Annotated in this window: 13 protein-coding genes; 11 read left to right on the top strand and 2 right to left on the bottom strand. The window is 34.8% G+C overall.

Features of this window, described 5'->3' with window-relative positions; genetic code table 11:
- Positions 1-134: 134 nt before the first annotated feature.
- Positions 135-1,823, bottom strand: coding sequence for a glycoside hydrolase family 28 protein (locus BXU01_RS14000; RefSeq protein WP_083693776.1), 1,689 nt, complete (start codon positions 1,821-1,823; stop codon positions 135-137).
- Positions 1,824-2,215: 392 nt separating this feature from the next.
- On the opposite strand from BXU01_RS14000, the gene BXU01_RS13995 reads away from it, so the two are divergent.
- The 5 genes from BXU01_RS13995 (at position 2,216) to BXU01_RS13975 (ending at position 8,605) form a co-directional block, all read left to right on the top strand.
- Positions 2,216-4,732, top strand: coding sequence for a right-handed parallel beta-helix repeat-containing protein (locus BXU01_RS13995; protein WP_083693775.1), 2,517 nt, complete (start codon positions 2,216-2,218; stop codon positions 4,730-4,732).
- 122 nt (positions 4,733-4,854) lie between these two features.
- Entirely contained in the window at positions 4,855-5,919 is a 1,065-nt protein-coding gene (locus BXU01_RS13990; protein ID WP_083693774.1) for a Gfo/Idh/MocA family protein, read from the top strand.
- A complete protein-coding gene (locus tag BXU01_RS13985) occupies positions 5,916-7,496 on the top strand; it encodes a sodium:solute symporter (RefSeq protein WP_083693773.1) in 1,581 nt (526 codons plus the stop codon). Before BXU01_RS13990 ends, BXU01_RS13985 begins: the two co-directional genes overlap by 4 nt.
- Before the next feature lie 207 nt (positions 7,497-7,703).
- Entirely contained in the window at positions 7,704-8,045 is a 342-nt protein-coding gene (locus tag BXU01_RS13980) for a type II toxin-antitoxin system HigB family toxin (protein ID WP_083693772.1), read from the top strand.
- The gene (locus BXU01_RS13975; protein ID WP_083693978.1) at positions 8,045-8,605 is read left to right on the top strand and encodes a helix-turn-helix domain-containing protein; all 561 of its coding nucleotides are present in this window, start codon (positions 8,045-8,047) and stop codon (positions 8,603-8,605) included. Before BXU01_RS13980 ends, BXU01_RS13975 begins: the two co-directional genes overlap by 1 nt.
- Before the next feature lie 202 nt (positions 8,606-8,807).
- Here BXU01_RS13975 and BXU01_RS13970 read toward each other — a convergent pair whose 3' ends face one another.
- Positions 8,808-9,020, bottom strand: coding sequence for a helix-turn-helix transcriptional regulator (locus BXU01_RS13970; RefSeq protein WP_083693771.1), 213 nt, complete (start codon positions 9,018-9,020; stop codon positions 8,808-8,810).
- Between the two features lie 115 nt (positions 9,021-9,135).
- Here BXU01_RS13970 and BXU01_RS23985 point away from each other — a divergent pair, with 115 nt between their 5' ends.
- The 6 genes from BXU01_RS23985 (at position 9,136) to BXU01_RS13940 (ending at position 21,992) form a co-directional block, all read left to right on the top strand.
- Positions 9,136-9,414, top strand: a complete 279-nt coding sequence (locus tag BXU01_RS23985) for a SymE family type I addiction module toxin (protein ID WP_369819552.1) — start codon at positions 9,136-9,138, stop codon at positions 9,412-9,414.
- Positions 9,415-9,639: 225 nt separating this feature from the next.
- Complete coding sequence (locus tag BXU01_RS13960) at positions 9,640-11,826, top strand: family 78 glycoside hydrolase catalytic domain (protein ID WP_083693769.1); 2,187 nt, start codon at positions 9,640-9,642, stop codon at positions 11,824-11,826.
- A gap of 135 nt (positions 11,827-11,961) precedes the next feature.
- Positions 11,962-13,638 (top strand): hypothetical protein, encoded by a 1,677-nt coding sequence (locus tag BXU01_RS13955; protein WP_083693977.1) that lies wholly within the window; start codon positions 11,962-11,964, stop codon positions 13,636-13,638.
- 142 nt (positions 13,639-13,780) lie between these two features.
- Entirely contained in the window at positions 13,781-14,902 is a 1,122-nt protein-coding gene (locus BXU01_RS13950) for a glycosylase (protein ID WP_083693768.1), read from the top strand.
- A 215-nt stretch (positions 14,903-15,117) separates the two neighbouring features.
- On the top strand, positions 15,118-18,453 hold the full coding sequence (locus BXU01_RS13945; RefSeq protein WP_083693767.1) for a glycoside hydrolase family 2 TIM barrel-domain containing protein: 3,336 nt from the start codon (positions 15,118-15,120) through the stop codon (positions 18,451-18,453).
- Between the two features lie 71 nt (positions 18,454-18,524).
- Positions 18,525-21,992 carry a glycosyl hydrolase gene (locus tag BXU01_RS13940; RefSeq protein WP_083693766.1) on the top strand — a complete coding sequence of 1,156 codons (3,468 nt, stop codon included), beginning with the start codon at positions 18,525-18,527 and terminating at the stop codon, positions 21,990-21,992.
- Positions 21,993-22,069 lie beyond the last annotated feature (77 nt).

The following is a 22,069-nucleotide window of genomic DNA, read 5'->3' as shown; positions in this document are numbered from 1 at the left end:
GACAGCCTGTTTTTTTATTATCTAATTATCTAATTATCTAATTATCTAATTATCTAATTATCTAATTATCTAATTATCTAATTATCTAATTATCTAATTATCTAATTATCTAATTATCTAATTATCTAAGTTATCTAAAACTTCACAGCACCTTTAGGAACCGTTTCGCCAACAGTTGTTCTCTTAGAAAAATCTACTCCTGTAGAAGAAACAAATTCGATATTTTGAGAAGCTTCTCCGTTTACAGAAACTGCTTTTGCAGAAGTAGAATTAAATACTACATTTTTTAAAGAAAGATTTTTGGCATTATAAATTTCGAATACATTACTTGCTTCAATATCCAGTTTTGCATTGCTTATTTTGATTCCGTTAGCATCAATGATTGAGAATCCTTTATCGGCTTTAACCGTTAAGTTGGAGATTTCGATATTCTCTAAATTCATTTCAGGCAAACCTTGTAAAAATACCGCTTGTTGTGCGCCATTAATAGTAATATTTTTGATCGAAATGTTTTTAAACTGTGGCGTTTCTACCGTTACAGGCATTGCTTTATTGATGATTTTATCTCCGCCTTCTTCCAGGGTTTCGGCGATAGATTTTCCTCCGTAATACAAATTAAAAGATATTGCCTGAGAAGGAATGTCGGTCATAAAAATATCAGAGATATAAATGTTCTCTACCACACCGCCACGTCCGCGGTTACTTTTAAAACGAAGACCAACATCAGTTCCCATAAAAGTACAGTTCGATACATGTAGGTTTTTTACTCCGCCTGACATCTCACTTCCAACCGTAACACCGCCATGTCCGTGATAAACGATATTGTTTTTTACGATAATATTTTCGCAGGGAACACCTCTTTCGCGACCGTCTTTATCTTTTCCTGATTTAATACAGATAGCATCGTCTCCAACATCAAAACTGGAGTTTTCGATGATTACATTTTTACAGGATTCTACATCAAGTCCATCGCCATTTTGGGAATACCAGGGATTACGAACCGTAACATTGCGAACAATTAAATCCTCAACCATTAACGGATGTATGTTCCACGCTGGTGAATTCTGAAAAACAGGCCCGTCAAACAATACTCTTTTACTGTTTTGAATACTCACTAATACAGGACGTAAAAAGTCATGAATTTTTTCGAATTCTTCTTTCGTTTTTAAATCCGGACGCACGTTTTGGTCTGCACCTTTAGAAGCATTCATAAAAGTTTCTGATGGATACCAACTGTCTTTTTTATCGTTTAAAACACCTCCGGAAGAAACGAATTTTTTCCATTGGCTATCTGTCAATTTACTCTTTTTTACTTGTCTCCAAACTTCGCCTGAACCGTCCCAGACACCATTTCCTGTAAAAGCGATATTCTCAAGGTTTTTACCATAAATAGGAGAGATGCAACGCCAGGTATTCAAGCCCTCAAAACTCGTTTCTATGATTGGATGCAAACTTTTGTCTGGTGAAAATTTGATTAAAGCTCCGGTTTCAGCATGAAGTTCAAGATTGCTTTTTAGAATAATTGGTCCCGTAAGCCAGATTCCGGGCGGGATAATTACTTTTCCACCGCCTTTTTTCGAAACCGCATCTATAGCATCGGCGAAAGCCTTTGTATTTAAAACGTATCCGCCATTTACGGCACCAAAATCTTTAATGTTTACACTATTTTTTGGAATTACCGGCTCTTTGACTTTTGCCATTTTAAATTCAATGTTTTTATAAGTGTCATAAGACTTTGAATTTTGGGCCATACTATTTTGCGAACAACTTGCAATTAGGATTGCCACAGCAAAGCGTAAAAGGTGAATAGGATTCGTTTTCATTCTTGTTGAATTATGGTTAATAGTTTAGTAGTAATAGAAAACTTTATTTGTCAAATTTATTTATTGATGCTTGTTTTTTTATTGATAAAGAAAAAAAGAAAGCAGTTAAACAAATAAATATAAATGTAATCGATTACACAAATCTATAAAAAAATATTATAAAAACTTAATTAAGTTGATTGTTTGCAACAAAAGAAACGTTAAAAGTTATGAATCTGTATTTTTTCATCCACATTTCTTGAATTGCAGGAGGGTACAGGATGCTTTTATTTTTGGGTTCTTTTAAATTGTGCCATATATTTAAGATAAATGTTAAAATGGTTTAGTATGTAATTTTTTTATTACTTTAAATTACATCTTAGATAATTTTACTACCAAAAAAGTTAAAAATAATGCGTTTAAATTCTTTTACTAAATTACTGACCGTTTTTGTGCTCATTTGTACCATTTTTTCTGCAAATGCAGCTGAAATTTGGGTTTCTCCAAATGGAAATGACACTAATATTGGGACAAAATCAAATCCTCTGGCTACGATACAAATGGCAATGCGAAAAGCCAGAGAATTGCGCAGGCTAAAAGATCCTTCTATAAAAGACGGAATTCAGATTATAGTAATGAATGGAACATACTATCTAAACGAACCTTTATTTGTAAGACCGGAAGATTCAGGAACTCCTGAAAGTCCCACTACAATACAGTCAGATATAAATGCAAAACCAATAATTAGCGCAGGAATCGAAATAAAAAACTGGAAAAAATCGACCATTGTAAACGGAATCAAAAGGTCTAACATGTGGGTTGCTGATGCTCCAAAAATAGCCGGTGAACTTATTAATTACAGACAATTATGGGTCAATGATAAAAAAGCTGTTCGTGCAAAAAGTACTGCCGGAAACACTATGGATCGAATTTTATCCTGGGATGCTGCGACAGAAACCTGTTGGATTCCGTTCAAGGATAAATCGATTAAGTACGAACCCGGAATGGAAATGTTTATCGTACAATGGTGGTCGATTGCCAATCTTCGTATCAAAAATATCGAAATAAAAAAAGACAGCGCCAGACTTTCGTTCGAGCAGCCTGAAAGCCGTATTCAAAGCGAACATCCCTGGCCAGCGCCTTGGATTTCTAAAAACAACGGAAACTCAGCCTTTTATTTAAACAACGGAATTTCGATGCTCAATGAACCCGGAGAATGGTATTTGGATAAAAAAAATGCTAAAATCTATTATATTCCAAGAGCTGGTGAAGACATGAATTCGGCAAAAGTAACAGTTCCGGTTTTAGAAAATTTACTGGAAATTAAAGGAACTATAGATTCTCCTGTTCACGATTTTAGATTTAAAGGAATTTCGTTTCAATACAGCAATTGGCTTCGTCCTTCACAGCAAGGTCACGTTCCGCTGCAATCAGGATTATATCTATTAGATGCTTATAAACTAAAAGTTCCGGGAACTCCAAATCAGGCCAGTTTAGAAAATCAGGCTTGGGTAGGAAGACCTCGCGCAGCCGTTGAAGTAAATTATTCGAATAATCTTCAGTTCGAATCTTGTCGTTTTGAGCATTTATCTTCTACAGGATTAGATTTAAATAAAGGAACACATCACAATATCATCAAAGGGAATTTATTTAAGGACATTGGCGGAAGCGCTATAAATGTTGGTGTTTTCTCTGAAGAAGCTTTTGAAGCCCATTTACCATTAGTCGTAAAAGATGAAAGAGAAGTTTGTTCGAATGAAACAATCTCAGATAATTTAATTACCAATGTAACCAATGAAGATTGGGGAACATTGGGAATCAGCGCTGGTTTTGTAAAAAACATTACGATAGAACATAACGAAATCTCAGATGTTTCATATTCCGGAATTGCGATGGGCTGGGGTTGGACACACACTAAAAATGTGATGGAAAACAACAAAATCCTGGCAAATAAAATTCATCATTATGCAAAGCATTTACACGATGTTTCCGGGATTTACACCCTTTCATCTCAGCCAAATAGTCAGATAGAAGAAAATTATATCGATAAAGTATATAATAGTCCGTATGCGCACGATCCGTTTTTATGGTTGTATTTGTATACGGATGAAGGAAGTCAGGGCTTTACGATAAAAAATAACTGGATTGCAACGGAGAAAATCCTAAAAAACAATAACGGTCCGGAAGGAAATATTTGGCAGAATAATGATCCTTATGTGAGTACTAAAATTAAAGATGCTGCGGGAATCAGAGCGCCGTATCTTGATTTAGTAAAAGAAGTTGTAATCGAAGAATCATGGGGATTACAAGAATTGCCAAAACCTGTTGCGATCGAATTAATAGGTGCTGATTTTGATATCGAAAAAATCAAATCGACAATAAAAGGATTCAGAATTGTGGGTGAATCATTGTACCAATGGAAAAATCATTTGGTGATTTACGGCAAAATGAATCAGCCGGAAAGAACGAAACGAAAGTTGGCTTTGGCTTTTCCGTCGATCCAAATTAAGATTTATGAAAACCCAATTTATGATTTCCAGAATTTTGAAAGATGTAAGGATTCAAAACCGGCATCAGAATGGGAAAATGTTGTTTTGACAGCGAATCTGATCGATGATCTTAAACTGCAAAAAGAATATGTAGATTATCATACGACACAATTCGAAAAATGGCCGGAAATAGCAAAAGGTTTCTGCAATGCCGATTTCCAGCAACTACAAGTTTTTAAAAACGAGAAACAATTGATGCTGATTATCAGTATTCCAAAAGGAGAAAATCTGGATAAATTAAACCCAAAAACAACACAAAATAATCCGCGTGTAGACGAGTGGAACGCTTTAATGAAAAAATACCAAACCGGAATTGAAGGCACAAAACCAGACGAAACCTGGATTTTCTTAAATAAAGTGAGTGTAGAGGAGAAAAAATAGAAGAAAGAGCCAAGAAGAAAGAATATCTGCTCGATCTGCCTAATCTGCGTGAAAAATAAAACTAATCTCAAAGAAGATTTCGGAAATAATCTAAAATCAACAATCTAAAATAACCACACCTCATGTTAAAAATAGCCATTTTAGGACTCGGAGAAGGACGAAGTACGATGTCTGCTGCTATCGAAAGTTCAAAATTAGAACTTGTAAAAGTATGCGACCGCAATGAAGAATTGTGTAAACAAAGAGCAAAAGAGTTTGATTTTCATTCGTATACTACAAATTACGATGATTTATTAAATGATAAAAATATAGATATCATAGCAATTTATACACCGGACCATCTTCACGCAGAACATATAAAGCAAGCTTTACTGCACGGAAAACATGTAGTTTGCACCAAACCATTTATTGATAATCTTTCTGATGCTGCTGAACTTTTAGAACTCAGCAAAAAGACAGGAAAGAAAGTTTTTATAGGTCAGAGTTCCCGATTTTTTGAACCTGCAAAAAGACAAAGGGCTGATTTTGAAGAAGGATTGATAGGAGATTTAATTACAATTGAAGCACAATATCATGCAGATCACAGATGGTTTTTAAAGAAAGAATGGTCATTGTTGCAATCTTTTAAATGGTTATACGGAGGATTAAGTCATCCTGTCGATTTTATCAGATGGTATTTGCCCAATATTCAGGAAGTAATGGGTTACGGAATGATTAGCAGTAACGGAAGTGCAGCAGGGTTAAAAAATGAAGATACGATGCATTTTATTTTTAAAGCCACTGACGGACGAATCGCCAGAGTAAGCGGCGTTTATACTTCGCCAACGCAACCTGCACAACGTGACAGCGGAATGAGTACAATTTTGCGTGCAACCGAAGGCGCAAGTCAGGCAGATTATCACGAATTGCGTTATGCTATTACAGACAAAACAGGCGAAGAAAAAGTAATAACGTGGGGAGATTCTACCTTGAAACACTATTTCCGTTTTGAAGGGCAAAGCCATCACGCTGGAGAATATCAAAACTATTTAGAATATTTTGTAGACAGTATCGAGCTGAATTTTGAAGCGTATCCCAACATGGAAGAAGGAATTGGATCCGTTGCTTTATTGCAGGCAATGGATAAATCATTGCAAACCGGAATGCCAGTAAAAATTGCTGATATTCTTAACGAATATGGGCTATGAACAGCATTTATGATAAATTAACGACACTTGATTTTATAATTGTTGCCGTTTATTTGGTGGCTTTATTAATCATTGGTTGGGTAGTAAGTGTCAAGCAAAGCAAGAAAAACGAAACACTTTTTCTAGCTGGAAATTCACTAAACTGGTATAGTATTGGGTTTAATATGTGGGGAACAAATGTTGGTCCGTCATCGTTATTGGCGTTTGCGAGTATTGGTTACGCAACCGGAATTGTAGCCGGAAATTTCGAGTGGTACGCTTTTGTTTTCTTATTGCTTTTGGCGATGGTTTTTGCTCCGCGTTATATTGCAAGCAAAGTAAGCACGATGCCAGAATATATGGGAAAACGCTACGGAGACAGCACACAAAATATTCTGGCTTGGTATGCTTTAGTCAAAATTTTGGTAAGCTGGTTATCTTTAGGATTGTTTAGTGGAGGCGTTTTAGTACGTCAGATTCTGGGAATCCCAATGTGGCAAAGTGTTACGGTTTTAGTGATTTTTTCGGGAATTTTTACTTTCGCCGGAGGATTAAAAGCGATTGCTAAAGTCAATGTTTTTCAGATGATTTTACTAATTGTGGTTTCACTTACATTGTCTTATTTAGGTTTACAAAAATTAGGCGGAATTGATGTTTTAATCGCAAAAACACCTTCTAACTTCTGGAATTTAGTGCAGCCTGCAAACGATGCACATTATCCGTGGCCGGCTATTTTGTTAGGATATCCCGTTGCTGCGGTTGCTTTTTTCTGTACAGATCAATCGATGGTTCAGAGTGTTTTGGGTGCAAAGAATTTAGAACAAGGACAATTGGGCGTAAACTTTATTGGCTGGCTAAAAGTCATGGCTTTACCTTTGTTTATTTTACCCGGAATTTTGTGTTATGCATTATATCCTGAATTAGGCAAAAACTCTGATTTGGCTTATATGACAATGGTTACGAATTTATTCCCAAGCGGAATGAACGGTTTGGTTATTTGTGTGATGATTGCGGTTTTGGTAGGAACTATTGGTTCGTCGCTAAATGCATTAAGTACTGTTTTTACGAATGATATTTATGTAAAAAAAATTAATCCGACGGCAACGATTAAAGAGCAAATCAAAATTGGAAGAATCACAATTGCAGCCGGATGTTTGTTTGCAATTCTTATTGCAGTTGCGATTGATAATATTAAGGGACAAAATTTATTCAATATTTTTCAGGCAGTTTTGGGTTTCCTTGCGCCTTCATTATCGGTTGTTTTTCTTTTAAGTATTTTCTGGAAACGTACGACAAAAAAAGCAGTAAATGCAACTTTGTCTTGGGGTTCAGGATTTAGTTTATTTGTTGGGGTTTTGTATTTATGGATATTTCCTGCAGATAAATATCCGGTTTGGCCTCACTTTTTATTAATCTCATTTTACATTTTTGCTACATTATTAGTGTCAGCAATTATTATTTCTTTAGTAGATAAAAATCCTGAGATTAATTTTTCTGATGAAGCTGATATTCCTAAAACTAGTAAGAAAGTGAAGATTTTATTCGCTTTATTGGGATTGGTGATTTTGAGTTTGTATTTGTTTTTTAATGGGAATTAGAAGTTTTTCTAAATAATATAATGACAAACGCTTTCTTTTTTAGGGAAGCGTTTTTTATTTGATATTAAATTATAAAAATAAATGACTTAAAAAATGTAAGTAAAATTTTATAAATTTGACAGATTAACTTTTGGGTTGACCAGAAACGTTAATAATAAAGTTCGGTTTATATCAGAACTTTTTTTTACATTTGCAAAGTCATCATTTATGAGAATTATAGGGAAAAGGACAATTTTAAAGATTCAAAAGAAAAATATAGGTAATAAAAAGCTATGTATTGAAATAGATAAGTTAATATCAGATTTAGAAAAGTTTAATCCTGACAAAGAAAGTATTATCGATATGAGAAATGATGCAGATTGTGTTCATAATAATGGATTTTATTTTTTTAATATTAATATTCATCGAACACTTATAATGATCGAATTTGATGATGATGGTGAAGCGACAATTGTATGGGCAGGAACTCATCAGGAATATGAATCTACATTTAAAAATAATAAACTGACTATTGAAAAATGGTTAAGAAAAAACGGTTATATAGAATAATGAAAACACATTTCGACATAGATAAAATTGTAGAAAAAGGGATAATCACAAATGAATTAGACTATGAAAGAGCTCTTATTTCTGATAGGAAACTAAGACTTCTTGCAAAGGAAGATCTTCATTTTAAAAGTTTAAGATCCAAACTACGCGATATAATTGAAAAATATGAAAATTCTGAATGGAGTAATATTGACAAAATTGATGATAATAAACTTTTAGAAAGTGACAAGGCTGAACGTATTGCTGAATTAGAAAGATTATTTCTGGAAAACAGAAAACAAGCGATTAGAAAAAAACTCAAAGAATTTGAATTAACTCAGGAAAATTTGGCCTTAATTTTAGGTCATAAAAGTAAAACTCATATGTCAGAACTTATGAATGGTATTAAACCATTTACTTTAAAAAATTTAATTATTATACATAGGTTACTAAAAATAGAAATAGCAGTATTGATACCTGTATTTCTTTCTAAAGAAGATCAAATTAAGGTTAAAGAAGCTGTGAAAAAATTGGATAAACCCAAAATAAAACTAACAAGTGATGATTTGGTCTTATATTAATTGAATAATTATGAAAGCTAAAAAACAGATTTAGAAATTGATACTATTGGAGGATTGAGTTCTCTAACATTAGCTGAAGAAAAAGCTTTGAGTGATTTTTTTCAAAAGAAAAAAGCATCAAAAAAGAATACTGAAAAAAAAGAAGCTAAATGCTTAAAAATATATAAATTATTAAAACGCTTTCTTATAGAGAAAGCGTTTTTTATTTGTTTCCAGTAGAAACCAACAACTCCCTAATATCAACTTTCAGATATTTAGAAATTTCATAAAGCGTTTCAATAGAAGGTTGAATTTCATTAGTAGACCAGCGAGAAACAGTTGTTTCTGTTTTTCCTAAATGGCTTGCTAAATCTTTACCATTTCTATTTTTTTCTGCCAAAACAGCTTTTATTCTATTCAAGTTTACTTTAGACACATTTTTAGTTTATGAATTCCTGCAAATATCGCAAAATTTTAAAGACTTGAGAATCAAAGTGTAATAAATTAAAATCAACATAATTTGTTGATTTATTTTCTTTTTAATATAATTTATGGTATTTTTGTGTAAATTAATGATAATCATGAAGCAAGAAAATATAATTCAACGAGTAGGAAAACGACAGTTAAAAATACATCGAAAGTCTTTTGCAAGGTCAACCAGAAAGAATGTTGTGTTCCCTGAAATCCGACTTTGTGGGAAATGGCTCAAAAATATTGGTTTCGAATGCGGAGGATTTGTAACAGTTCGACACGAGAAAAATATAATTATAATCACAGTCAATAAAGAAATTGAAAAGGTAATAAATAAAACAAAAAAAGCCTCCAAATAAGGAGGCTTCAATTTATACTGTAATTTATCTTTCAATGAATGATAAATCCCACAACCCATTTATCTATTTCAGAAATATTAAAACAAAATTTAATGAATTAGATAAAAATATATGCTTAAAATTACAGCCAATGTATTTTATAAGTTAAATAATCCAAACAAACAGGACACTACAGGTTGTGAAATGTAAAAATAACACTTATCTTTAGCTCCAAAAAAAAGATATATGCATAACCGATTTTCCATTTTAAGATTCCTGTTTATTTGTATGGTTTTATATCCTTCTGTTTTTTTGTTTGCACAAGAAAAACCAAAAGAAGCGACATGGATCTGGTACCCAGGTGATTTTGAAGTTTGGTTAAGCAATAAAATGCAAGTCCGACGCACAGAACGCGAAGCAGTATTCCCTCCGCTTTGGCAATATTACAGTCCTTATTCCTTAGTAACTTTTCAAACAGAAGTAGATATTCCCGAACCGGACGAGATAAAAATATACTCAGAAGGCTCTTTTCAATTGCTTTTAGATGGCGTTCAGGTTTACGGTCAGCCAAAATCATTAAAAATTACTGTCGGGAAACACAAAATTTCCTTTAAAGTCTATAATCAGGAAGTGTTGCCAGCTATTTATATTGATGGTAAGTATGTTAAATCGGATCCATCCTGGAAGGTGACCAATGAAGATAAGCTTTGGATAGATGAAGCAGGAAAAGCACAACAATCAGGCACACCATGGGTTCCTGTTGGTTCCTGGAATTTTTATTCCCCAGAGAATAAGCCTTCTGGATTTAAACTAACAACCAAACCTTTGCGTGCAAAGAAAACCGAAAAAATTGGAGCTGGTGAGTTAGTAGATTTTGGTAAAGAAACGTTTGGTTATATTAAAATTCACGGTTTAAAAGGAAAAGGTAAAGTAGCACTTTATTATGGTGAATCTCGTGAGGAAGCGCTGGATTCTGCCAAATGCGAAACTTTAGATCACTTATCTTTTGATGGAAAACAGCCTCAAACTTATACACATAACGGATCCAAAGCATTCCGTTATGTTCAGGTACAAGCAGATGCATCGGTAAAATATGATTCTATTTCGATGCTTTATGAATATTTGCCATTAGACTATCGTGGAGCATTCAAATCTTCGGATGAACAATTGAATAAAATTTGGGATGTGTCGGCTTACACGATGCATTTAACAACTCGCGAATTTTTTATAGACGGCATTAAACGCGACCGTTGGGTTTGGTCTGGCGACGCTTATCAAAGTTATTTAATGAATTATTATTTATTCTTTGATTCGGCTTCTGTAGAACGAACGCTGTTGGCTCTTCGTGGTAAAGAACCCGTGACGGCTCATATTAACATCATAATGGATTATTCGTTGTATTGGTTTGTAGGTGTTTATGATTACTATTTACACACGGGCGATACAAAATTTATCAAAACTTTTTATCCAAGAATGAAATCACTTATGGAATTCTGCTTAAAAAGAAGAAACACAAACGGATTCCTTGAACCATTAGAAGGCGATTGGGTTTTTATTGATTGGGCAAACGGATTACCAAAAACCGGTGAGGTTAGTTTTGAGCAAATGCTTTTAGCAAGAAGTTTAGAAGCCATGGCAGTTAGTGCTAAAATTGCAGGTGAAAATGAAGACCAAAAACAGTATCAAAAATTAGCGGATGATTTAAAAATAAAATTATTTGATGTGTTTTGGGATAAAAAAGAAAACGTCATGAAGCACCAGCGTATCGACGGTAAAATGCAGGATATTGTAACCAGATACCCTAATATGTTCGGTATTTTTTTCAATTATTTTAATGAAGAACAAAAGCAAAGTATAAAAAAGAAGGTGTTGCTCAATGATAATATCCTTAAAATCACAACACCATACATGCGTTTTTACGAGTTAGAAGCATTGTGTGCTATGGGCGAACAGAATTATGTTCTTAAAGAAATGAAAAATTATTGGGGCGGAATGCTGAATGAGGGCGCGACTTCTTTCTGGGAAGAGTACAATCCAACCAAAAAAGGAACCGAACATTTAGCGATGTATGGACGCCCTTACGGGAAAAGTCTTTGCCATGCTTGGGGCTCAAGTCCGATTTACTTATTGGGAAAATATTATTTAGGCGTAAAACCAACTGCTCCGGGATATTCAGAATATGAAATTAAGCCAAATCTTGGCGGTTTACAATGGATGCAGGGAAAAGTTCCAACACCAAATGGTGAAGTTGAATTGTATTGTAGCACCAAAGAAATCAAAATAAAAGCCGCTGAAGGTGAAGGAAAATTGATTTTCGAAAGTTCAAGCAAACCAAAAACTAATTCAGGAACGATTACAACATTAGCCAAAAATAAATATCAATTAATCGTTCAGCCGAATGTGGAATATAAAGTAAGTTATAAAGCGATATAGATTATTCATCCAGCATGTCATTGCGAGGAACGAAGCAACCTCACTAACAATTACACAAAACTTGACTTTGCAAATGTGATTGCTTCGTTCCTCGCAATGACAAAATTGAACTTAAGTTTTAAAAATAAAAAAATAATGTTTTCAAAAAAATCAAAATACAATTTCAAATTAATATTAGCTTTCCTAATGCTATTTGCAATCAGCAGTCAAGTCTCAGCGCAAAATACTACATGGAAATCCGTTTCTTTTGAAACTCTCAATAACTACAAAACCTTCAAAACAACACAATACGCTCATGTATTTTCAGGAAGCAAACATAATATTGTTCGATTAGCTCCAGAATTAGAAGGATTATCAGGCATAGGACTTCCTTTAGATCAATATAAAAACGGAACAAATTCTCCTTTAAAATTAAAATTTAAAGAGAATGTTCAGGTATTAATTGGAGTTTTTCAGGAAAAAGAAAATCCAGAATATTTTCAATTTAATACTTCGGCGAAAGCTAAATTAATTCTCGAAAATGGATTGACTATAACAGGTTTGCCGCCGGTAAATGTATATGCAATTTCATATTCAAAAGGAACACAAATTATTAATCCCGATGGCAAAGGTCTATTTGCCATTTTGGGAGTTGTAAAAGATAATCAGCAATTGGCATTTAGAAACGCAGAATTTCCGGATGGAAAACTTTGGAATCCAACTTTTATTGTTGAAGGATTTTCAGATGAGAAACCACTATTCGAAATTATCGGTGGAGAAAATAAAGCCGTTGTAGATGAAGGAATGTCTGGAACAGAAGGAATTCAGGGAGGTTTTGAAGGCGGACGTGTAGTGAAAGTTGGCGATACATATCACATGTTTCCAACCGAAAGAGCCGGCGAAAAAGGAGTTGATTATTATTATGATCGTGTAAAAACCAGAATTGGGCATTGGACAAGTAAAGATGCGATTCACTGGAAAAGAGAATCCACAATTTACCAGGCAAGCGGAACATATGCCATAACCGAAGACGATAACCCAATGAATGATCGCCGTGCCGCAATTTGGTCGTATATGCCGGTTTTTAACGAAAAGGCAAACAAATGGTACGGCTATTATTTGGCTTACACAGTGAGTAAAACTATAGAACCAAATCATTCTTTTGGAAGAATCTGGCGTTGCGAATCAACTGTTGACGGAATTGAGGGAATTGGTGGTCCGTATAAAGATATAGGAATTATTATGGAACCGGGATTAGACTCAGAACCGTGGGAAGGACGCCAAGGAGTTGCATCATTTTTCCCGTATAAAGTAGGCGATAAATATTTTGGATTTTACAGTGGCGCATATCCGTTTAATTCATGGGCAGATTATCCAAAGAAAACAGGAAAAGGCTGGTTTGTTGGCTTAGCCGAATCAAAAAGTTTAGAAGGCCCGTGGAGTAGAATTAAAGATGGAAGTAATCCGATAAAAACAATGCATCCGTTTTTTGTGGAAAATCCAATTGTGAGCCAGCTTCCAAACGGTTTATATATTGCTGTTTTTGATGGAGGTCCGGATGGTTGGGGACATCATTTACCAAATATGATGGCGTATTCATTATCTAAAGATGGAAAAAACTGGGGTGAAGCAAGATATCTTCCAATAGAAACAAAAGTCGATAAATGGTGGGATATTATGCGAACGCCACTTTGTTTAATCCCGGAAGGAAATGATGTTTACACAATAGTCTACGCTGCCATAGATTTGAAAAAAAGATTTCATCCAATGGGAATGGTAAAAGTAAAACTGAATAAAGACGTAATGGAATCTAGATTGAAAGAGTTAAAATAGAGTCAAGAAGAAAGAACCAAGATTATAGAGAATAGATATAGATAAAACTTTGCGACTCTGCGACTCTGCGAGATTATTTTACTAGTATAGTTTTGCAAAGAAAATAAAAAACTTAGCGCCTTTGTGGCTAAAACGAAAAGAAATGAAAGTTAAATATCTAATTATTGCAATTACAGCTTTATTTATTACAAGTTGCGCGACAACAAAATACAAGAAAAGAGAAATCAACGAAACCGTAATGCAAGAGATTTACAACGAAATCAAAACCCCTTATAAATACGGTCTGGTAATGGTTCCCACAGACAATTCATACAAAATGGATTGTCCAAGCGTGTTTAGAAAAGACGGAAAATGGTTCATGACGTATTTAATTTATGGCGGAAGAGGTTACGAAACGTGGCTTGCCGAAAGTGACGATTTATTGCATTGGAAACATTTAGGAAAAGTAATGTCTTTCTCAGAAAATGAACAACATTGGGATGTCAACCAAAAAGCAGGATATATTTCACTGCAAGATCCAACCTGGGGTGGAAGCTACGAATGGCAAAAATACGATGAAAAATATTGGATGAGTTATTTTGGAGGAGACAGCAAAGGTTACGAAGCGGGAATTTTATCAATCGGAATGGCATATACCAAAGAATCTCCAACAAAAGCACATGAATTTGAGCGTTTAGAAAAACCGGTTTTATCTCCAAAAGACAAAGACGCCAGATGGTGGGATAATAGTACAATGTATAAAAATAGTGTTATTCGCGATAAGGACAAAGTTACAGGACACAATTTTATCATGTATTATAATGCGCGAGGTGATAGTTTAAATCCTGCTAAAGGCGCAGAGCGTATCGCTATGGCAGTATCAGATGATATGAAACAATGGAAACGTTATGGCAATAAACCCTTAATCAATCATCATAAAGGAATCTCAGGAGATGCCTATATTCAGCGTATTAATGATACTTGGGTAATGTTCTATTTTGGAGCTTTTTGGACGGGTTGGAATCAAGGTGCATTTAACCGTTTCGCCGTTTCGAACGATTTAATTCACTGGAACGACTGGAAAGGCGAAGATCTTATCAAATCATCTGAACCTTATGACGATATGTTTGCACATAAATCGTTTGTTGTGAAACATAACGGAGTAGTGTATCACTTTTATTGTGCCGTAAATAAAGCAGAACAAAGAGGAATTGCAATTGCAACGTCTAAAGATTTGGGCAAAAGTGAAATGAATTTTGTGGCGCCGCCGGAGAAGAAGAAATAGTTTTCAGTTTTCAGTGACAGTGATCAGTGTCAAAAACATAGTTTCTACGGGACATTAGAACACCTGACAGGTTTTTAAAACCTGTCAGGTATAAACAACAAGATAATTAAAGCACAGTTTGTCATTTTGACAAAGGAAAGCCGAGCAATAGCGAACATACGAAGTAAATCGTCGTTGCTAAATCGACAAAAACAAAGAATAAAAAAATAAAATCAATGTTTAAATCAAGTCATATTAATTGCTTTTTCAGGTTTCGATTTTCGATTGCTAAATCGGTATTCACAACTTACATTTTACTTTTAACAATTAGCAGCCACGCACAATCCGTTACCGGAGAACCTGCGGGAATTCCTGAAATACCAAAAAAATACGAATTTGCGCCGTGGGAAGATCCAACGGTAACAAGCATTAACAGACAACCATCACGAGCAACGGCATATTCGTATGCAAATATTGAAGATGCACTAAAAGGCGACAGAACAAAAAGCCGACTAAAAATGCTTACCGGCGATTGGGATTTTAAATACGCATCTAATCTAAAAGAAGCTTCAAAAGATTTCTATAAAGGAAAAGTTACGGGTTGGGATAAAATCGAAGTGCCTTCAAACTGGGAATTAAAAGGCTATGATATTCCAATTTATAAAAGTGCCGTTTATCCTTTCAGACCCATAAATCCGCCTTTTATTCCTAAAGATTATAACGGAGTTGGCTCTTACCAACGCACTTTTACCGTTCCCGAAAATTGGAAAGACATGACTGTAACGTTGCATTTTGGTGCCGTAAGTTCAGGATTTCAGGTTTGGCTTAACGGAGAATTTCTGGGTTATGGCGAAGACAGTTTTCTACCGTCGGAATTTGATATTACACCATATTTAAAAGAAGGCGAAAATGTGGTTTCGGTTCAGGTAATTCGCTGGACAGATGGTTCGTATCTTGAAGATCAGGATCATTGGCGCGTAAGCGGAATTCAGCGGGAAGTTTTTATTATGGCCGAGCCAAAATTGCGCATTCAGGATTTCTTTTATCAAACCAAATTAGATAAGGAATACAAAGATGCTTCTTTTCAATTAAGACCGAAAGTTGAAAATTTAACAGGCGAAAAAATCAAAGATTATACATTTCAGGCACAATTATACGATGCTAATAATGTGGCATTATTCAAAGAACCGCTTCAAAAACCCGTTATCGATATGATTAACGAAAGTTATCCCCGTTTGGATAATGTGCGTTTTGGAATGTTCAAAGAAAACATCACTAATCCAAAGAAATGGAGTTCAGAAGATCCGAATTTGTACACTTTAGTGATGTCAATAAAAGACGCCAACGGAAATATTACAGAAGCGAAAAGCTGTAAAGTTGGTTTCCGTTCGATCGAATTCTCCAAGGAGAATGGTAAAATGCTTATCAACGGAAAAGAAACCTATGTCTATGGTGTAAATCGCCACGATCAGCATCCTACAAAAGGGAAAGCCGTAAATCGAGATGACATCAAACAAGATATTACCACGATTAAAAAGTTCAATTTCAATTTTATCAGAACCAGTCATTATCCAAACGATCCTTATTTTTATGATTTATGTGATCAATACGGAATCATGGTTATGGATGAAGCCAATCAGGAAACTCACGGAATTGGCGGTAAATTAAGCAACGATCCAAAATGGACAAATGCATATTTAGAGCGTATGACGAGAATGGTTGAACGAGATAAAAATCATCCATCGGTAGTATTTTGGAGTTTAGGAAACGAAGGGGGAAAAGGACCAAATCACGCAGCAATGGCGGGTTGGGTTCACGATTTTGATATTACGCGTCCTGTACATTACGAACCGGCACAGGGAAATCCGAGATTAGACGGATATATTGATCCGCTTGATCCCAGATATCCTAAAACAATCGATCACGCTTACAGATTCGAAAACCCGCAGGATGAACCATATGTAGATATGGTAAGCCGTTTTTATCCGGGCGTTTTTACACCTAAATTTTTGGTAGATCAAAAGAAAGATACACGACCAATTATTTTTGTTGAATATTCTCATGCGATGGGAAATTCAGTTGGAAATCTTAAAGAATTATGGGATGAATTCCGTTCGCTTCCAAGAGTTATTGGCGGTTGTATTTGGGAATTTAAAGATCAGGGATTATTGAAAAAAGATCCTGCAACGGGTCAGGAATTTTTTGCTCATGGCGGAGATTTCGGAGAAAAATACCATGATGGAAATTTCAATACAAAAGGAATTGTAGATTCTAACGGAAAACCAAAAGGTTCGATTTATGAAAACAAATGGATATATCAGCCAGCAACAAGTACTTTAAAAGATGGTTTTCAATTAGAAATTAAAAATCGTCAGGCAGTAAAATCTTTGGCAGATTATATTCCGGTTTTGAAAATATTAGAAAACGGAAATGTGATAAAAACTCAAATTCTAAAACCTTTCAATTTAGAAGCCGGAAATTCTACGGTTTTAGATGTAAAACAGTATTTGCCTAAACTGAAAAAAGAGGCAGAATATTTTCTGAATATCGAATTCCAGCTTTCAGAAGATAAACCTTGGGCTTCTAAAGGTTACGCTGTCGCGGAAGATCAATTCTTGCTAAAAAAATCGGAAGCTGTTTTAGATTTTGGAAAAGAAAGTAATCTTCAAATGAAAGGAACTGAGACAGATTCAGATTTTATAATAAAAGGAAAAACTTTTCAGGTTAGAATCAATCAGCAAAATGGCGCTTTAAGTTCCTATATATTTAATGGAGAACAACAAGTTTTTGCTCCGTTACTTCCTAATTTTGTAAGACCGTTAACCGATAATGATAAAAGAGGTTGGAAATCACATAAGGTTTTGAAACCGTGGTATCAGGCAAAACCAAAATTGGTAAATACTAAAATGGCAACTGCAATTGACGGAATATTTGTAACGAGTAATTATGAAGTTATAAAAGACAGCGCACAAGTAGAAGTTGTTTACAAAATCAATCCAAACGGAGTAATCAAAGTCGATTACAGTCTGAAAGCCACAAACAAATTACCAAACATTCCAAAAATCGGAATGCAAATGGGAGTTCAAAGAAAATTCGATCAGATTTCATGGTACGGAAAAGGAGAATTAGAAAATTATAGCGACAGAAGTTTTGGTTCTTTCGTAGGAAAGTATTCTTTACCAATTAATGATTTTATCGAACATTATGTTAAACCTCAGGAAAACGGAAACAGAACAGAAGTAAGATGGATGGCTTTTACATCGCCTCAAAAAAATAAAGGTTTATTGGTTGTTGACGATGCAAAAGTTTTAAGCATGAGCGCGTGGCCATATACTCAGGAAAATTTAAGTGCCGCCAAACATACTTTTGATTTAAAAGATCCGGGATTTTTAACTGTAAATATCGATTTGATTCAAATGGGAGTGGGAGGAAATGACAGCTGGACAGCAGTCGCTCAGCCTTTAGAAAAATATCAAATTCCTTCGGGAAATTATCAATATAGTTTTTATCTAATGCCTTTTTCAGAAACGAAAAATGGATTGGAGGAAAGTTTGAAGAAATTTAAATATTAGTTACGCTTACTAAACCCGACAGGCTTTTAAAACCTGTCGGGTTTGACAAACAATGACAAAAAACAAGAATAATGTCTAACAAAACACCTTTTCTTTTTTCAATTGACTTTCGACTTTTGACCTTCAAACTTTCGACTGTCTTTTTGTTACTCTTTGTGGGAATAACTTCTGCACAGGAAATTTATAAAAAAGAAAATATAACATTTCAGCCTACAATAGAATCTTCCAGACCTTGGGTTTATTGGTATTGGATGCAAAGCGCATATTCTAAAGAAGGTATCACTGCTGATCTCGAAGCGATGAAACAAGCCGGAATTGGCGGTGCGTATTTAATGACGATCAAAGGACCTGCAAATCCGCCATTGATGAATCCACCGGTTTTGCAATTGAGTCCGGAATTTTGGAGTTTGGTAAAATGGGCTTTGACAGAAGCGGATCGATTGGACGTAAAAATTGCATTTCATCCTGCAGATGGTTTTGCCGTTGCCGGAGGACCATGGATAACGCCCGAAATGTCGATGCAAAAAGTAGTCTGGGCAGATACTACAGCGAACGGAAATAATTTTAAAAACCTGCAATTACCAACCCCAAATCATTATAAAGAGTATTATAAAGATATTGCCACTTTTGCTATTCCGGTAAAAGAAACTTATATAACATCAAACCAAAATCGTCCTAAAATTACCTCGACAATTACTGATTTTGATGCTTCATTTTTAAGTGACACAAGTAAAGACGATCAGTTTAGGTTAAAAGAAAAAGGCTGGATTCAGTACGAATTTGATCAGCCATTTTTATGCAAATCGATTCAGATAGAAACGAAAGGAAATAATTTTCAGGCACATCGTTTGCTTATTGAAGTGAGCGATGATGGAAAGAATTTTAAAAGTCTTGGCAGATTAACTACGCCACGCCATGGATGGCAGGATGTTGACGCTTTTTATACGCACAGTATTATTCCTGTAAAAGCCAAATATTTTAGATTTGTTTATGATCCGGAAGGCACAGAACCGGGAGCAGAAGATCTGGATCCTGCAAAATGGAATCAAGGACTAAAAGTGGCTAAAATTCTATTATCAAACGAACCTTTAATCGATAATTATCAGGGAAAATCAGGTGCAATATGGCGTTTGAGCCCGCAAATAACCGAGAAAGAAATCAGTAAAGCTGATTGTATTGATCCATCAAAAATGATTAATATTTCGAAGTTTGTAGATGAAAAAGGAGTTTTAAACTGGAAAGCTGCTTCAAAAACAAAATGGTGTATTATTCGTTTTGGATATACTTCTACAGGTCATGAAAATGCCACTGCAGGCGCAGGAAGAGGATTAGAGGTTGATAAATTTAATCCCGAAGCAGTTCGTTTTCAATTAGACCACTGGTTTGGTGAGATGTGGAGAGTTGCAGGACCGGAACTGGCTTCAAAAGTGGTAAAAATACTTCATATAGATAGTTGGGAATGTGGAAGTCAAAACTGGTCGCCTGTTTTTAGAAATGAGTTTAAAACACGCCGAGGATATGATATTGTAGACTATTTGCCAGTTATGGCAGGGATTCCTGTAAACGACATTCAAACTTCAGAGAAAGTACTTTATGATATAAGAAAAACTATTGCAGAGTTAGTTTGTGATAATTTTTTCGCAGCTATAGCAGATGAAGCTAAAAAGGTAAATGTAAAATTTAGTTCAGAGAATGTGGCACCAACCATGATGAGCGACGGACTTTTACATTTTAAACATATCGATTATCCAAGTGGCGAATTTTGGCTCAAAAGCCCCACGCACGACAAACCTAATGATATGCTCGACGCTATTTCAGGCGGACATATTTACGGAAAAGATATTATTCAGGCCGAAGCTTTTACAGCACTAAAAATGGACTGGGATGAACATCCGGGAAATCTAAAAACTTTGGCAGACAGAAATTATGCACTTGGAATCAACCGTTTTTTTTATCATGTTTTTGTACACAATCCCTGGACAGATCGCAAACCCGGAATGACATTAGACGGTGTTGGATCTTATTTTCAGAGAGATCAAACCTGGTGGAAACCCGGAAAAGCCTGGGTTGATTATTGCCAGCGAGTGCAGTTTCAATTGCAAAAAGGGAAACCTGTAATTGATCTGGCGGTTTTTATTGGAGAAGATTTACCCTCGCGTTCTGTTCTTCCGGATCGATTGGTGCCTTTTATCCCAAATGTTTTTGGAAAAGAAAGAGTTGAAAGTGAAGCAATCCGATTAAAAAATGAAGGACAGCCAAGTATTAAAATTCCAAAAGAAGTAAGTTCTACTAAAAATTCGACTGATTTATCACAATGGATAAATGCGATGAATGGTTATCAATACGATTCTTTTAATGCAGATGTTTTATTACATAATGCGAAAGTCGAAAACGGAAAAGTAATTTTTAGCAATAGTATCGAATATGGTGCATTATTGTTTCCGGGAAGTCATAAAATGGCACCAAATAAAATGATTTCTTTGGCTGTAGCCGAAAAAATATTGCAACTGATAAAAGATGGAGCAACTGTTTTTATTGATGAAAAACCAGATTTGCAACCCGGAATTCAATCAGAAGAGGATCATAAAAAATGGAAAAATATTCTCGATGAAATCTGGAATAATAAAGCGAATGCATCTTCATGGAAAATAGGGAAAGGAACAGTAGTGAAATTGCCGTATTCAGGAAATGATTTCGCTTCAATTGGAATTGAACAAGATGTTTATTTTCCAAAATTAAACAGAGCCGATTCAGAAACAATTGCGTGGACACACAGGAAATCCAAAGAAGAAGAAATATATTTTCTTTCGAATCAAAAAGGTGAAAAAAGAAGTTTTGAGGTTTCTTTTCGCTTAAGCGGAAAAATACCGGAACTGTATAATGCTGTAAACGATGAAACTACTGTTTTGTCTGATTGGAAAATAGAAAACGGAAGAACTATTATTCCGATTACACTAGACGCAAATGAATCTTGTTTTGTAATTTTTAAAGAAGAAACTAAAAAAATACTTTCAAATAATAAGCAAAATTACGCCGATTTAGAAACGGTTCAAACCTTAGATGAAAATTGGGAATTACAATTTGATCCTGAATTTTACGGGCCAAAAGAGGTTGTAAAAACAAACAAATTGTTTGACTGGGGTACTTCATCTGATGAAAAAATTAAATATTATTCAGGAACCGTTATCTATAAAAAAGATTTTATTTGGAAAGGAGAAACGAACGATAAATTCTGGCTTGATTTAGGCGTAATTGCCAATATTGCAGAAGTGAGTATTAACGGAAAAAACTGCGGAACAATTTGGACATTTCCATATAAAACAGCTATTTCTGAAGCTTTGCAAAAAGGGAAAAACACTATAGAAATCAAAGTGACAAATACATGGGCAAACCGATTAATTGGCGATGAAAAATTACCAAAAGAACAAAGATTAACCTGGACAACAGCACCGTTTAGATTGCAGGAAGGAATATTATTAAAAGCCGGATTATTGGGACCGGTTACGATTGTGAAAGAAATGAAGAAGAAGCAAGATTAAAGAAGCAAGAGAAAAAAAATAAAAAAAGATAGCCACGAATTCACGAATGATTGTGGAAAAAGATTTAAAAAAATTCG

Source organism: [Flexibacter] sp. ATCC 35103, from assembly GCF_001975985.1.
GTDB lineage: Bacteria > Bacteroidota > Bacteroidia > Flavobacteriales > Flavobacteriaceae > Flavobacterium.
The sequence above is the reverse complement of the archived record's forward strand: the minus strand, read 5'-3'. Positions and strand labels throughout refer to the sequence as shown.

What these genes read in the sequence shown, in the direction of transcription:
- BXU01_RS13995 (WP_083693775.1), top strand. Translation starts at nt 2,216, where the DNA reads ATGCGTTTAAATTCTTTTACTAAATTACTGACCGTTTTTGTGCTCATT.
- BXU01_RS13985 (WP_083693773.1), top strand. Translation starts at nt 5,916, where the DNA reads ATGAACAGCATTTATGATAAATTAACGACACTTGATTTTATAATTGTT.
- BXU01_RS13980 (WP_083693772.1), top strand. Translation starts at nt 7,704, where the DNA reads ATGAGAATTATAGGGAAAAGGACAATTTTAAAGATTCAAAAGAAAAAT.
- BXU01_RS13945 (WP_083693767.1), top strand. Translation starts at nt 15,118, where the DNA reads ATGTTTAAATCAAGTCATATTAATTGCTTTTTCAGGTTTCGATTTTCG.
- BXU01_RS14000 (WP_083693776.1), bottom strand. Translation starts at nt 1,823, where the DNA reads ATGAAAACGAATCCTATTCACCTTTTACGCTTTGCTGTGGCAATCCTA.
- BXU01_RS13950 (WP_083693768.1), top strand. Translation starts at nt 13,781, where the DNA reads ATGAAAGTTAAATATCTAATTATTGCAATTACAGCTTTATTTATTACA.
- BXU01_RS13955 (WP_083693977.1), top strand. Translation starts at nt 11,962, where the DNA reads ATGTTTTCAAAAAAATCAAAATACAATTTCAAATTAATATTAGCTTTC.
- BXU01_RS23985 (WP_369819552.1), top strand. Translation starts at nt 9,136, where the DNA reads ATGGTATTTTTGTGTAAATTAATGATAATCATGAAGCAAGAAAATATA.
- BXU01_RS13975 (WP_083693978.1), top strand. Translation starts at nt 8,045, where the DNA reads ATGAAAACACATTTCGACATAGATAAAATTGTAGAAAAAGGGATAATC.
- BXU01_RS13960 (WP_083693769.1), top strand. Translation starts at nt 9,640, where the DNA reads ATGCATAACCGATTTTCCATTTTAAGATTCCTGTTTATTTGTATGGTT.
- BXU01_RS13940 (WP_083693766.1), top strand. Translation starts at nt 18,525, where the DNA reads ATGTCTAACAAAACACCTTTTCTTTTTTCAATTGACTTTCGACTTTTG.
- BXU01_RS13990 (WP_083693774.1), top strand. Translation starts at nt 4,855, where the DNA reads ATGTTAAAAATAGCCATTTTAGGACTCGGAGAAGGACGAAGTACGATG.